The organism is Pseudomonas azerbaijanoccidentalis, from assembly GCF_019145495.1.
Taxonomy (GTDB): Bacteria; Pseudomonadota; Gammaproteobacteria; order Pseudomonadales; family Pseudomonadaceae; genus Aquipseudomonas; species Aquipseudomonas azerbaijanoccidentalis.
The window spans coordinates 183,586-197,622 of the sequence record NZ_JAHSTU010000002.1 but is presented as its reverse complement, the minus strand read 5'-3'; the positions used below and the strand labels follow the sequence as shown (position 1 = coordinate 197,622).

Here is a 14,037-nt window from a genome sequence, read left to right as displayed (position 1 = left end):
CAATCCGATTGTAGAAATGGACGCCGATGCGCTGTCCCGGGCCATCCACGGGCGGCAGGTGTCTTGCCGTGAGGTGATGCAGGCGTATCTGGCGCAAATCGAACAGTTCAATCCGCAGGTCAACGCGCTGGTGTCGTTGCGTGCCGATGATGATCTGTTGGCAGAAGCCGATGCCTGCGACCGGCAGCTGGATCAGGGCCAGTCCCGTGGCTGGATGCACGGCATGCCGCAGGCGGTCAAGGATCTCGCCGCCACGGCCGGTTTGCGCACCACCATGGGCTCACCGTTGTTCGCCGAACAAGTGCCGCAACACGACGCCATCAGCGTGGCGCGGGTGCGTAAGAGCGGGGCGATCATCATTGGCAAGACGAATGTTCCGGAATTCGGCCTCGGCTCGCAGACCTACAACAGCGTTTTCGGCACCACCACCAACGCCTACGACCCGACGCTGGTCGCCGGCGGCAGCAGCGGCGGGGCCGCGGTGGCGCTGGCGCTGCGCATGCTGCCGGTGGCCGATGGCAGCGACATGATGGGCTCGTTGCGCAACCCGGCGGCGTTCAACAACGTCTTCGGATTTCGCCCGTCCCAAGGCCGCGTGCCGCACGGTCCGCAGCCGGAGGTGTTTGTCCAGCAACTGGCTACTGAAGGGCCGATGGGCCGCACCGTCACCGATGTCGCACGATTGCTCGGGACGCAGGCCGGTTACGACCCGCGCGTGCCGTTGTCGCTGACTCAAGACCCGCAGATTTTCCATCAGTCACTGGCACAGGATTTCAGCGAGGTCCGCGTGGGATGGCTGGGGGACTACAACGGCTATCTGCCAATGGACCCCGGTGTGATGAGCCTGTGCGAATCGGCGCTGCAGGACTTCGCGGCACTGGGTTGCAAAGTCGAAGCGTGTCAGCCGGATTTTTCCATGGAGCGCCTCTGGCAAACCTGGTTGACGCATCGCCACTGGCTGGTGCAAGGCAGCCTCGGCGGGTTGTATGCCGATCCCAAAAAACGCGAGCAGCTCAAACCCGAGGCGCAATGGGAAATCGAAGGTGGACTGCGCCTGACCGCAGCGGATGTCTATCAGGCATCGATCAGCCGCAGCGACTGGTATCGGGCCTTGAACGAATTGTTCGAGCGTTACGATTTCCTGTTGCTGCCCACGGCCCAAGTGTTTCCTTTTGATGCACAAACACCGTGGCCGCGCGTCGTGGGCGGGCAGAGCATGGACACCTATCACCGCTGGATGGAGGTCGTCATCGGGCCGACCCTGGCCGGGCTACCGAGCATGAATGTGCCGGTGGGCTTCAACCCCGCCGGGTTGCCGATGGGCCTGCAAATCATTGGTCCGGCCCAGGCTGACTTCGCGGTGCTGCAACTGGCGTATGCCCATGAACAATTGACCCAATGGGTCAAGCGCCGGCCACCCGGTTGTCTGGAAAATGCCTGAGACCGTTACAAAGGCCCACATCTTGCTGCATGAAGCGATCATCCATCTGCGCTTAGGGAGATCGAACCTATGGAGAGCAAGGCAGAAACCGGCAGCGTGCGTTCCGTCGAGCGCGCCCTGGCGATTGTCGAATTGCTGGGTGAGCATCAGGCGTTGGGGCTGGAGGAGTTGCATTACCTGACCGCTCTGCCCAAGGCCACGGTGTCGCGCATGTTGCTGACCTTGCAGGAGCAGGGCTGGATCTATCGCGGCTTGAGTGACCGGCGTTACCGCTTGTGCGCCAAGCGTTTGTTTGGCGACAGCCAGCAGCGCTTCAAGCGGCGGCTGGTGGAAAACGCCGCGCCGCTGTTGCTGGAACTGAGCGAGCGCACCGGTCTGGTGGTGGACCTGTCGTGTTTTGATGGCGAGCGAATCGAGGTCATGGAAAGTGCCATTCCCACGGTGCTGCGCAAACGCTATCCGAACAATTGCCAGATCGTCGGCCAGCACGCCAGCCTGTTTCATTCGGCCATGGGCCGGGCGTGCCTCGGCGAACTGGAAAGTTCTGAAGTGGAACGCTTGGCCGAGCGGGAACGGTTGAATGATGAAACGCTGTTCAGCGCCACTGAAACGGCCTTGCATCAAGGCTTCGGCCAGCGCACCGAAGGTTATTGGGAATACCCGGTACGTTTGCCGTTCCTGATTCGCGCGGTGGCCTTGCCGATCCGCACCAACGGCCGACTGGTCGGCAGCATGGCGCTGCACTGGCCGATGGATCAGGCGCCGGTGGAACGGGTGTTGAGCCTGCACCTCAACAACCTGGCCACGACCATTGGCAATGTGCAGCAGGCGATGGCCTGACAGCCAAAGATCGCAGCCTTCGGCAGCTCCTACACGGTTTTTTGTACTGCTGTAGGAGCTGCCGAAGGCTGCGATCTTTTGATCTTCGGTTTGCAAGAGCGCAGCAGGCAGTTAAGGTCAGCACAGGTTTATCTGCCCTATGAGTCTTTATGTTCAAGCGGTCTGTCTGCAAAACCCTCGCCTTAGTGCTGTTGGCCGGCGCTTCGCTGTCGGCCCAGGCCAACTGGTATCTGGACGGCGAGTCTTCGCGGCTGTCGTTCGTCAGCACCAAAAACGCCAATGTTTCCGAAGTGCAGCGCTTTCTGGTGTTGCACGGCAAAGTCGATCCCAAGGGACTGGCGCAGGTTGAAGTCGAGCTGGACTCGATCAACAGTGGCATCCCGCTGCGCGATGAACGCATGCGCAAAGAGTTGTTCGAGGTCGACAAATTTGCCGAAGCGCTGATCACCACGCAGATCGACCTGCGCCCGATCAACGACCTCGCTCCCGGCGCACAACTGGAGTTGCGTCTGCCGCTGACCGTCGACCTGCATGGCAAGCAACACACCTACAACGCCGAATTGTTGGCGACCCGCCTCGATGATCGACGCTTTCAAGTCGTGACGCTGGAACCGCTGGTGATCAACGCCGAAGACTTCGACCTGGCACCGGGGCTGGAAGCACTGCGCAAGGTCGCCGGTTTGTCGGCCATCAGTCTGTCGGTGCCGGTGGGTGCGGTGCTGATTTTCACGGCGCGCTGACATGGCCGGTGCAATCTTCCCCTGGCGCGAAGGCAATTCCTTCGAGCTGTTGATCGATGGCCCGCAATTCTTCCCGCGCATGCTGGTGGCGATTGCGCGCGCCGAAGAACAGGTCGAACTGGAGCTGTATCTGGTGGAGGCGGGCGCCTGCGCCGAAGCCATGGTCCAGGCGCTGGTCCAGGCTGCTGAACGCGGAGTGCGGGTGCGTTGCCTGTTCGATGACTACGGCAGCCTCGCGTTCACCCTGAACTTGCGTCAGCGCCTGATGGCGGCGGGGGTTGAACTGCGCTTTTACAATCGCCTGAACTGGCGGCGTTGGGTCGGCAATTTCTACCGCGATCACCGCAAGTTGTTGCTGGTCGATCAAAGCCTGGCAGTGGTCGGCGGCACCGGTGTCACTGATGAGTTCTGGACGCCGGGTGAAGACGTCAGCGAATGGCACGAAGTGATGGTGGAAATCACCGGCCCGCTGGTGCTCGACTGGCAGTTGTTGTTCGACCGTCAATGGATCGCCAACCGCCATCGCCGCGCGTGGAAACCGGCTTCGCATTTCGGCTTGCCGCGGTTGCCCCGCGTGCCGTCCAAGGGCGAGGGCATGGGCCGAGTGGCCTACGCCGACGCCCGCCAACACCGCGACATCCTGCAATCGCTGATTCGCGCACTGAACAGCGGCCAGAAACGCATCTGGCTGGCCACGCCGTACTTTCTGCCGACGTGGAAAGTCCGCCGCTCCCTACGCCGTGCCGCCGGCCGCGGTGTTGACGTGCGCCTGCTGCTGACCGGGCCCCGCACCGATCACCCGTCGGTGCGCTACGCCGGACATCGCTATTACCCGCGCCTGCTCAAGGCCGGCGTGAAGATTTTCGAATACCAGCCGTGTTTCCTGCACTTGAAAATGGTGTTGATCGACGATTGGGTGAGCATCGGCTCATGCAACTTCGATCACTGGAATTTGCGCTTCAACCTCGAAGCCAATCTGGAAGCACTGGACCCCGGATTGACCCGTGACGTGGCGGCGAGTTTCGAGAAAGATTTTGCCCTGAGCCAGCAAGTCAGCCTGGAAGAATGGCAACGCCGGCCGTTGTGGCGGCGGGTCAAGCAGCGGGTGTGGGGATGGGTGGATCGGTTGGTGGTGAATCTGCTGGATCGGCGGGGGTAAAGCAGGATCAAAAGATCGCAGCCTGCGGCAGTTCCTACAGGGTTATGTGTACACCTGTAGGAGCTGCCGAAGGCTGCGATCTTTTGCTTTTAAGGGTTACAACAACTCAAAACTCTGCTGCGTCACGTCCTGGGAATCCAGGCCGATCTGCACGTTGAACTTGCCCGGTTCCGCTGCGTACTTGAGCTGGCTGTTGTAGAACTTCAGGTCATCTTCGGAGATGGTGAAGTGCAGGACTTTCTGTTCGCCGGCCTTGAGCAGCACTTTCTGGAAGTTCTTCAGTTCCTTGATCGGGCGGATCATCGAGCCGGTTTCGTCCTGGATGTACAACTGCACCACGGTTTCGCCGTCACGTTTACCGGTGTTCTTCACCGTGACACTGGCGTCGAGCTTGCCGGTCTTGTTCAGCGTGGTCGACGACAGCGCCATGTCGCTCAGGCTGAAGTCGGTGTAGCTCAAGCCGTAGCCGAATGGGAACAGCGGGCCGGTGGTGTCATCGAAATACTGCGAGGTGTAGTTGCCTGGTTTGCCCGGCGTGAATGGCCGGCCGATGCTCAGGTGGTTGTAGTAGGTTGGAATCTGGCCCACCGAACGCGGGAAGGTGATCGGCAGTTTGCCCGACGGGTTGTAGTCGCCGAACAGCACGTCGGCAATGGCGTTGCCGCCCTCGGTGCCGCTGAACCAGGTTTCCAGGATCGCATCAGCCTGTTCTTTTTCTTCGAGGATCGACAGCGGGCGACCGTTCATCAACACCAGCACCAGCGGTTTGCCGGTGGCTTTCAGGGCACGGATCAGCGCGCGCTGGTTTTCCGGGATGTTCAGGTCGGTGCGGCTCGACGATTCGTGGGACATGCCGCGGGACTCGCCCACAGCCGCCACGACGACGTCTGCATCCTTGGCGGCTTTCACCGCTTCGTCGATCAGCACGTTCGCCGGGCGTGGATCATCGACCACTTCCGGGGCATCGAAGTTGAGGAAGTTCAGGTAGTCGAGGATCTTCTTGTCGCTGGTGATGTTGGCGCCACGGGCGTAGATCAGCGTCGATTTATCACCCAGCGCGGCGGTCATGCCATCGAACAGGGTTACCGATTGCGCAGGGCGACCGGCGGCTGCCCAGCTACCCATCATGTCGATCGGCGCCTTGGCCAGCGGGCCGACCAGGGCCACTTTCGCGGTTTTCTTCAGTGGCAGGGTTTCGTTCTGGTTTTTCAGCAACACCAGGCTGCGACGCGCGACGTCGCGGGCCTCGGCGCGGTGCAGACGGCTGTCGGCGTAGGTGTCGGCCGGATCATCCTCGGCCTTGCCGATGCGCAGGTACGGGTCCTTGAACAGGCCCATGTCGTATTTGGCGTCGAGCACCGCACGCACGGCGTTGTCGATGTCACTTTGCTGGATGTCGCCGGACTTCAACAACCCCGGCAGCTCTTTGCCGTACAGGGTGTCGTTCATGCTCATGTGGATGCCGGCCTTGATCGCCAGCTTCGCGGCTTCGCGGCCGTCGCGTGCGACGCCGTGCTTGATCAGCTCGAAAATCGCCCCGTGGTCGCTAACGGCCAGGCCCTTGAAGCCCCACTCTTTGCGCAGCAGGTCGTTCATCAGCCAGGTGTTGGCGGTGGCTGGCACGCCGTTGATCGAGTTCAGCGCAACCATCACCCCGCCGGCACCGGCGTCAATCGCCGCGCGGTACGGTGGCAGGTAATCCTGGTACATCTTGACCGGGCTCATGTCGACCACGTTGTAGTCGCGACCGCCCTCGACCGCGCCGTACAGGGCGAAGTGCTTGACGCTGGCCATGATGCTGTCGGCCGCGTTGGCACCCGTGCCCTGGAACGCCTTGACCATCACACCGGCAATGCGCGAAACGAGATAGGTGTCTTCGCCGAAGCCTTCGGAGGTACGACCCCAACGCGGGTCGCGGGAAATATCGACCATTGGCGCGAAGGTGATGTCGAGGCTGTCAGCTGCGGCTTCCTTGGCGGCGATACGCCCGGACAGGCCGATGGCGTCCATGTCCCAGCTCGACGCCAGAGCCAACGGGATCGGGAAAATGGTGCGGTGGCCGTGGATCACGTCGTAGGCGAAAAACATCGGGATCTTCAGGCGGCTGCGCATGGCCGCGTCCTGCATCGGACGGTTTTCCGGGCGGGTGATCGAGTTGAACGTACCGCCGATGTTGCCGGCTGCGATTTCCTTGCGGATCATTTCGCGAGGCATTTCCGGGCCGATGCTGATCAGGCGCAACTGGCCGATTTTTTCATCGAGGGTCATTTGCTTCATCAGGTTGCTGACGAAGGCTTCCTTGTTCTCCAGGGGTGCGGGCGTCGTGGCGGCCAATACGTTATGACTGGCCAGGCTGACGAACAGGCCCAGCAAACACAGCTTCTTCATGAATAGTTTTCTCAAGGGCCCAAACGGCGATGTACACGCCGGCCAGCCAAAATTTAGGGAGCGACTATTGTTGTTCGGGTGCCGGTTCAAAAAATGCCGGATGCGTTTGTTTGCGCAGGGCATCTTTTAGCCCATTGCCCCGATGCAATCCAGTGGCGCGGCCGATTATGCCCCAAGAGCCGGCCGAGAGGGTCGCCGGTTGTTTTTCCCATGCAGTGTGAAAGGAGTATCACCGAAATGAATGTACGAGAGTCCTACCGGTCCAGCCTGCAAGTGGCCACGTTATTGGTGCTGGCGACGCTACTGACCGCTTGCGGCATCAACAACATTCCGACCCTCGACGAACAGGCCAAGGCTGCCTGGGGCCAGGTGCAGAACCAGTATCAGCGCCGCGCCGACCTGATCCCCAACCTGGTGGAAACCGTCAAGGGTTACGCCGCCCACGAGAAGGACACCCTGACTGCCGTGATCGAGGCCCGGGCCAAAGCGACTTCGATCCAGGTCGACGCTTCTACGCTGGATAACCCGGAAAAGCTCAAGCAGTACCAGCAAGCCCAGGATCAGCTCAGCGGTGCGTTGAGCCGGTTAATGGTGGTCTCGGAGCGCTATCCGGACCTCAAAGCCAACCAGAATTTCCTCGCCCTGCAGTCGCAGCTGGAAGGCACCGAAAATCGCATCAGCGTGGCCCGGCGCGATTTCATCCTGGCGGTGCAGAAGTACAACACCGAGATCCGCACCTTTCCCGGTCGCCTGTGGCACAGCGTGATGTACAGCAACCTGCCGGTGCGCGAGACCTTCGAAGCCACACCGGGGTCGGAAAAACCGCCCGAGGTGAAATTCTGAATCCAACATCCTTTGATGTCGGATAAACATCCCTGTAGGAGTTGCCGCAGGCTGCGATCTTTTGATCTTGATCTTTTCGGAATAGCTAAAAATCAAAAGATCGCAGCCTGCGGCAGCTCCTACAGGGGGGTAGATGTGTGAAAGAGGTAGCCCATGCGCGTGTTGAAAGCTGGCCTGGTGTTGGTGCTGTGGGTGTTTACCCTGGCGGTCCAGGCTGAACTGAGTTTCCCGGCGTTGACCGGGCGGGTGGTCGATAACGCCCAGATGATCGAGCCGGCGGTGCGCGAGCAGTTGACGCAACAACTTCAGGCCCATGAAAAAGCCACAGGTGAGCAACTGGTGGTCGTCACCTTGCCGGATTTGCAGGGCACCGACATTGCCGACTTTGGCTATCAACTGGGGCGCCACTGGGGGATCGGGCAAAAGGACAAGAACAACGGCGCGCTGCTGATCGTCGCGCGGGATGAGCGCAAATTGCGCATCGAGGTCGGCTATGGCCTGGAGGATCGCCTGACCGATGCGCAGAGTTCGGTGATCATCCAACAGGTGATCACGCCCGCCTTCAAGACCGGCAATTTCAGCAAGGGCATCAGCGACGGTGTGGCGGCGATGCTCGTGGTGTTGGGTGGCAATCCGCTGGACGAGCCCTCGACGGTGTATGAATCCACGGGCGATCCCAGTGATGATTTCGTCTCACGGCACCCGGGGCTGTTCGTGTTTTTGGTGTTGTTGTTCATCCTGACTGTGTTTGTTTGCCAGATGCTCGGTATTCTTCCCGCCGGTCGTGGCGGTTCGGGCGGCTCCGGGGGTGGTTTCGGCGGAGGCGGTTTTGGCGGCGGCGGTGGAGGCGGGGGCTTCAGCGGCGGCGGTGGCAGTTTCGGGGGCGGTGGTTCGTCCGGCGGCTGGTAACAATAAAAATGAGCAGGCACTTCACATCATGGCATTACTGACTGAACACGAACAACGCAAAGTCGCCGAAGCGATTGCCCGGGTCGAGCGCGACACCGACGCCGAACTGGTGACGGTGCTGGCGGCCCGCGCCGACGACTATGCGTACATCCCGCTGCTGTGGGCCAGCCTGCTGGCGCTGGTGGTGCCGGGGATCGTGCATTACCTGACGGGCTGGCTGACCCTGCACAGCCTGCTGCTGGTGCAATGGATTTCCTTCATCGTGTTGTGTCTGGTGTTCCGGTTGCCGACAGTCACCACGCACCTGATCCCGCGCTCAGTGCGCCACTGGCGCGCCTCGAACCTGGCGCGTCGGCAGTTCCTGGAGCAGAACCTGCACCACACCGAAGGCAGCACCGGTATCTTGATTTTCGTCTCTGAAGCCGAGCGCTACGTGGAAATCCTGGTGGACGAGGGTATTTCCAGCCGCCTCGACAACAAGAACTGGGACGCGATTGTCGCCACGTTCACCCAGCAGGTGCGGCAGGGGCAGACGCTGCAAGGGTTTGTCAGTTGCGTCGAAGCGTGTGGCGAACTGCTCAAGGTGCATGTGCCGGTAACCCATGTGCGCAATGAATTGCCGAACCGCTTGGTGGTTCTAGGCTGACGCTTGCGCAACCTGTAGCAGGCTGCGCCAGCTGCTACTGAGGGCGCCGTTCGGGAAATTAGCCGTGCCCTCGCACGCCATCCCCCCTAAAATACCCGCCATTCCCGATTCGCCCCGCCTGAGGCCGTTTTTTCATGTCTGTCACCGCCACTCCCGCCAGCCTCGCGCCGGATCATCACGCCCAGTTCATCGACCTGCTGCAAACCAGCCTTGAGCAAAACGCTTTCATCAAACTGGTGCTGGCCAAGTACGTGGGCGATGAAACCGACCTGCAGCGGATCATCATCAAGCCGGTGACGGTCAAGACCCAGCCTTGCCTGTCCTTCGTCTATCGCTACAAGACTCGCGACATCACCAAGAACCTGGCGCTGAGCGAAGGCGTGGCGCACATTTCCGAACTGCTGCCGGCGTCATTCAAAAATGCGCATTTACTGGCACTGACCGACGAAGCGCAGCTGGAATACAGCAAAAAGGGCAAGCCTTCGCTGTTCAAGAGCAAACCCCAGCAATTGCGTGAAGTACCATCCGCCGAGCATAACCGCGAGAAAAATCGCTTTCTGGATTTGAGCCGACCGTTCCTCGCCGACCTTGGGGTGACCAACAGTAAGCACGAGTTGATTCCTGCGATGTCGCGCAAGTGGAAGCAGATCAACAAGTTCATCGAAGTGTTCAGCCATGCGCTGACCTCGTCGCCGCTGGCGCTGGACAAACCGGTGCGGGTGGCGGACTTCGGCTCGGGCAAGGGTTACCTGACCTTCGCCATTCACGATTACCTGCGCAATACCCTGAAGGCCGAGGGTGAAGTCACCGGCGTCGAGCTTCGTGAAGACATGGTCACCCTGTGCAACGCGGCGGCGGCCAAGCTCGAGCATCCGGGGCTGGTGTTCAAGTGCGGCGATGTCCGCAGCGTGGCGCCGAGCGAGCTGGACGTGATGATTGCGCTGCACGCCTGCGACATCGCCACCGACTATGCCATCCACACCGGCATCCGTTCCGGGGCGTCGATCATCATGTGCTCGCCGTGCTGCCATAAGCAGATCCGTTTGCAGATCCAGAGCCCGGCGCTGCTCAAGCCGATGCTGCAATACGGCTTGCACCTGGGCCAACAGGCGGAAATGGTCACGGACAGTTTGCGTGCGCTGTTCCTCGAAGCCTGTGGCTATGAGACCAAGGTGTTCGAGTTCATCTCACTGGACCACACCAATAAGAACAAGATGATTTTGGCGGTTAAACGCGCCGAGCCGGTTGATCCGGCCCAGCTGCTGGCGAAGATCCAGGAACTGAAGGACTTCTATCACATCAGCGAACATTGTCTGGAAACCCTGCTGCGTGCTGATGGTTACCTGAGATGATCGCGCCCCCTGTAGGAGCTGCCGAAGGCGGCGATCTTTTGATCTTGATCTTTAAAATCAAAAGATCGCCGCCTACGGCAGCTCCTACAGGGTTCATGCGGTGGCAATGCGCGCGGGTCTGACCGCCGTTTTACGGCCCAGCACCACCGTCACGATCACCCCGGCCGCAAACAGCCAGGTGATCGGCTCGACATGTTCACCGAAGAACAACGCCGAAAAGGCGATGGTGAAGAAGATCTGCAGCAACTGGATCTGACTGACCCGGGCAATGCCGCCCATGGCCAACCCGGCGTACCAGGCAAAGAAGCCGATGAACTGCGAAAACAGCGAGACGTAACCGAAGGCCCACCAGGTCTTGGCGGAGATCTCGCCCTGATGTTGCAGCGCCAGATACACCACCGGCCCGATCAGCAGTGGCGTCGACAGCACCAGCGCCCAGCAGATCACTTGCCAGCCGCCCATCTCCTTGGCCAACCGGCCACCTTCGGCATACCCCAGACCACCCACCGCAATCGCGCCGAGCATCAGCAAATCACCGGCCTGAATGCTGCCGGCACCGCTGATCAGCGCATAACCGAGCACCAGCGCACTGCCCAGTGCGGCGCAGGCCCAGAAGGCTTTTGACGGACGCTCATGGGACAACCACGCGGCATACAGCGCCACGCACAGCGGCTGCAAACCGTTGACCAGTGCACCGTGGGACGCCGGCAAGGTTTGCATGGCCCACGCTGACAACACCGGAAAACCGAGGATCACCCCGGCAATCACCAGGCTCAGTCCTTTGATCTGTTTCCAGGTCGGCCACTTTTCCCGGCGCCACAACAACAGCAACGCCGCCGGAACCGCCGCGAACAGCGCCCGGCCCAGGCCATTGAGCAACGGATGGAGTTCCTGCACGACAATCCGTGTGAAGGGCAGGGTGAGGCTGAAAATCACAACGCCGAGCAGGCCCAGGGCCATGCCGGTGTTTTCGCGGGAGGACATGATGGCAACCAGAATGTTGGGTGATGGAAGTAAGGCTTCATCTAGCCATAAACCGTGGGTTTTCCGCTGTTACAGCTAGGTGCAGAGTTATCCGTACAGTTGGGAGCGAAGCCCCCAACGTAGGAGCTGCCGAAGGCTGCGATCTTTTGATTCTGTTTTTAAGAGATCGCAGCCTCGTTTCACTCGACAGCTCCTACAGGTGATTTACCGTAGTAGCCGGTTGTTACCCGACCCGCCGGAATCGGACTACCTTCAATACTCCCAAGCATTCTCCAGAGGAGTCCTCCCCATGGCCGCTAAAAAAATTCTGATGCTGGTCGGCGATTACGTCGAAGACTACGAAGTGATGGTGCCGTTTCAGGCGCTGCTGATGGTCGGTCATACGGTGCACGCCGTTTGCCCGGACAAAACCGCTGGCCAGACTGTCCGCACGGCGATCCATGACTTCGAAGGCGACCAGACCTACAGCGAAAAACCCGGTCACCTGTTCGCCCTGAACTTCGATTTTGCCAAGGTCAAAGCAGCAGATTACGACGCGGTGCTGATCCCGGGCGGTCGTGCGCCGGAATACCTGCGCCTGAATGAAAAAGTCCTGGAACTGGTGCGCGCATTCGACAAGGCCGGCAAACCGATTGCCGCTGTGTGCCACGGCGCGCAATTGCTGGCGGCGGCCGGGGTTCTCGAAGGTCGCGAATGCAGCGCTTACCCGGCCTGCGCCCCGGAAGTGCGCCTGGCGGGCGGTACGTTTATCGATATCCCGGTGACGGACGGCCATGTTCAAGGCAATCTGGCGACGGCACCGGCCTGGCCTGCGCACCCGAGCTGGCTCGCCGGTTTCCTCGGTTTGCTGGGCACCAAAATCACCCTGTAACGAGGAACCTGTCCATGTGCGAGCTTTATGTGAAGGCCGACCCGATTCTTTACGAGTCGCGCTCCCGCTCGCTGCGCATCTGTGGGGTGGTCACCACGTTGCGCCTGGAAAACCAGTTCTGGGACATCCTCAGCGAAATCGCCGAGGTCGACGGCATGACCACCAACCAGTTGATCGCCAAGCTGTACGAAGAGGTGATGGACTACCGCGGCGAGGTGGTGAACTTCGCCTCGTTCTTGCGGGTGAGTTGTACGCGCTATTTGAGTCAGCGGCGGGTGGCGTCTCCGGAACTGTCGGTGGTGAAGCGTTCAGTCAAGTAGGTTTGCGGCGTGCTTATTGGCCCCATCGCCAGCAGGCTGGCTCCCACAGTTGATTGTGTACATCAGTCCAATGTGGGAGCCAGCCTGCTGGCGATAGGGCCAGTTCAGGCGACAGAAATCCCGGCTTGGTCTTTACTCTGAAGCGCGCAACCTCTCAATCGCCAAGGAGAAACAGCATGTCCGGATGGTACGAAGTGAGTAAAAGCAGCAGCGGTCAGTTCAGGTTTGTGCTGAAGGCGGCGAACGCCGAAACCATTCTGACCAGCGAGCTGTACACCACCCGCGCCGCAGCCGACAAAGGCATCGCGTCGGTCCAGGCCAACAGCCCGCTGGATGAGCGCTACGAGAAAAAAAGCACCAAGGACGGCCATCCTTACTTCAACCTCAAGGCCGGTAACCACGAGATCATTGGCAGCAGCGAGTCCTATTCCTCCGACGCTGCCATGGACAAAGGCATCGCCAGCGTGAAGGCCAACGGCCCGAGCAAAGTGATCAAGGACAAGACCTTGCCGGTGCTTTGAACCCCGACACATCCCCTGTGGGAGCTGGCTTGCCAGCGATGGGTCCGGCACATCCAACGATGGTGTCGTCTGACATGACACTATCGCTGGCAAGCCAGCTCCTACAAAAGGGCTGTGCAGGGTGGCAGATCAACGTAGGGTTTTGAGCAACCCTTGCAGTTGTTCACAACCGGCCTCGCTCAGCGGGAACACCGGCAGCCGCGGATCCCCAACTTCCAGATCGGTCGCCCGCAAGCCCGCCTTGATCGTCGCCGGCAAACCACCCTTGAGGATGAAGTCCAGCAACGGCAACTGGCGGTAAAACAACTCGCGCGCCTTGCCCAGATCATTGGCCAGCACCGCTTTGTACAAATCCAGATTGAGCTGCGGGATCAAGTTCGGCGCCGCCGTGCACCAACCTTTGGCTCCGGCCGCGAAGGCTTCCAGCGCCAGCGGGTTGCAGCCGTTGTAGAACGGCACCCGGCCTTCGCCCAAGCGTTGCAGTTGATGCATGCGCTGGATGTCGCCGGTGCTCTCCTTGACCATGGTCACGTTTTCCACGCCGTTGACGATGCGCAGGATCAGGTCCACCGACATGTCGGTGCCGCTGGTGGCCGGGTTGTTGTAGAGCATGATCGGCACACCGATGCTGTCGCCGATGGCGCGGTAGTGCGCGAGGATTTCCGCTTCGCTGAGTTTCCAGTAGGACGTCGGCAGTACCATCACCACGTCAGCGCCGTGGGCCTCGGCGAAGCGTGCGCGGCGCACCGCTTTGGCGGTGGTCAGGTCGGACACGCTGACGATGGTCGGCACGCGTTTGGCCACATGCTTGATGCTGAATTCGGCGACCTGGTCCCACTCGGCATCGCTCAGGTAAGCGCCTTCGCCGGTGCTGCCCAGTGGGGCGATGGAGTGCACGCCGCCGTCGATCAAACGGTCGATGGAGCGCCCGAGCGCGTCCAGGTCAACGCCTTCGCCAGTGGCGGTGAACGGGGTGATGGTGTAGCCGATGATGCCGTGAATGGTGGTGGTGGACATGGTGTC

At 60.6% G+C, this 14,037-nt stretch carries 14 protein-coding genes; 11 read left to right on the top strand and 3 right to left on the bottom strand.

Annotated elements, in window-relative coordinates; all coding sequences use genetic code 11:
• Positions 1-16 precede the first annotated feature (16 nt).
• The 4 genes from KVG88_RS07480 to KVG88_RS07465 all read left to right on the top strand — a co-directional run bounded on the left by KVG88_RS07480 (position 17) and on the right by KVG88_RS07465 (position 4,180).
• Positions 17-1,441, top strand: coding sequence for an amidase (locus KVG88_RS07480; protein WP_264084086.1), 1,425 nt, complete (start codon positions 17-19; stop codon positions 1,439-1,441).
• 69 nt (positions 1,442-1,510) lie between these two features.
• Complete coding sequence (locus KVG88_RS07475) at positions 1,511-2,281, top strand: IclR family transcriptional regulator (protein ID WP_150705150.1); 771 nt, start codon at positions 1,511-1,513, stop codon at positions 2,279-2,281.
• Between the two features lie 149 nt (positions 2,282-2,430).
• Positions 2,431-3,021 carry a YceI family protein gene (locus KVG88_RS07470; RefSeq protein WP_150705151.1) on the top strand — a complete coding sequence of 197 codons (591 nt, stop codon included), beginning with the start codon at positions 2,431-2,433 and terminating at the stop codon, positions 3,019-3,021.
• A 1-nt stretch (position 3,022) separates the two neighbouring features.
• Positions 3,023-4,180, top strand: a complete 1,158-nt coding sequence (locus tag KVG88_RS07465) for a phospholipase D-like domain-containing protein (protein ID WP_217870990.1) — start codon at positions 3,023-3,025, stop codon at positions 4,178-4,180.
• Between the two features lie 96 nt (positions 4,181-4,276).
• On the opposite strand, the gene bglX is transcribed toward KVG88_RS07465, so the two are convergent.
• A complete protein-coding gene (gene bglX, locus KVG88_RS07460; RefSeq protein ID WP_217870989.1) occupies positions 4,277-6,568 on the bottom strand; it encodes a beta-glucosidase BglX in 2,292 nt (763 codons plus the stop codon).
• A 237-nt stretch (positions 6,569-6,805) separates the two neighbouring features.
• On the opposite strand from bglX, the gene KVG88_RS07455 reads away from it, so the two are divergent.
• From KVG88_RS07455 to KVG88_RS07440, 4 genes are all read left to right on the top strand, one after another.
• Entirely contained in the window at positions 6,806-7,411 is a 606-nt protein-coding gene (locus KVG88_RS07455; RefSeq protein ID WP_150705154.1) for a LemA family protein, read from the top strand.
• Positions 7,412-7,564: 153 nt separating this feature from the next.
• Positions 7,565-8,320, top strand: a complete 756-nt coding sequence (locus KVG88_RS07450; protein WP_217870988.1) for a TPM domain-containing protein — start codon at positions 7,565-7,567, stop codon at positions 8,318-8,320.
• A 28-nt stretch (positions 8,321-8,348) separates the two neighbouring features.
• Positions 8,349-8,966, top strand: a complete 618-nt coding sequence (locus KVG88_RS07445; RefSeq protein ID WP_150705156.1) for a TPM domain-containing protein — start codon at positions 8,349-8,351, stop codon at positions 8,964-8,966.
• Between the two features lie 134 nt (positions 8,967-9,100).
• A complete protein-coding gene (locus tag KVG88_RS07440) occupies positions 9,101-10,318 on the top strand; it encodes a class I SAM-dependent methyltransferase (RefSeq protein WP_217870987.1) in 1,218 nt (405 codons plus the stop codon).
• A 93-nt stretch (positions 10,319-10,411) separates the two neighbouring features.
• Here KVG88_RS07440 and KVG88_RS07435 read toward each other — a convergent pair whose 3' ends face one another.
• Positions 10,412-11,302, bottom strand: a complete 891-nt coding sequence (locus tag KVG88_RS07435) for a DMT family transporter (protein ID WP_217870986.1) — start codon at positions 11,300-11,302, stop codon at positions 10,412-10,414.
• Between the two features lie 289 nt (positions 11,303-11,591).
• Here KVG88_RS07435 and KVG88_RS07430 point away from each other — a divergent pair, with 289 nt between their 5' ends.
• From KVG88_RS07430 to KVG88_RS07420, 3 genes are all read left to right on the top strand, one after another.
• Entirely contained in the window at positions 11,592-12,173 is a 582-nt protein-coding gene (locus KVG88_RS07430) for a DJ-1/PfpI family protein (protein WP_217870985.1), read from the top strand.
• A 14-nt stretch (positions 12,174-12,187) separates the two neighbouring features.
• On the top strand, positions 12,188-12,493 hold the full coding sequence (locus KVG88_RS07425; protein WP_150705160.1) for a ribbon-helix-helix domain-containing protein: 306 nt from the start codon (positions 12,188-12,190) through the stop codon (positions 12,491-12,493).
• Positions 12,494-12,669: 176 nt separating this feature from the next.
• A complete protein-coding gene (locus tag KVG88_RS07420) occupies positions 12,670-13,014 on the top strand; it encodes a YegP family protein (protein WP_150705161.1) in 345 nt (114 codons plus the stop codon).
• A 129-nt stretch (positions 13,015-13,143) separates the two neighbouring features.
• Here the strand turns inward: KVG88_RS07420 and KVG88_RS07415 are convergent, their stop codons facing one another.
• A complete protein-coding gene (locus KVG88_RS07415) occupies positions 13,144-14,031 on the bottom strand; it encodes a dihydrodipicolinate synthase family protein (protein ID WP_217870984.1) in 888 nt (295 codons plus the stop codon).
• Between the last annotated feature and the right edge of the window lie 6 nt (positions 14,032-14,037).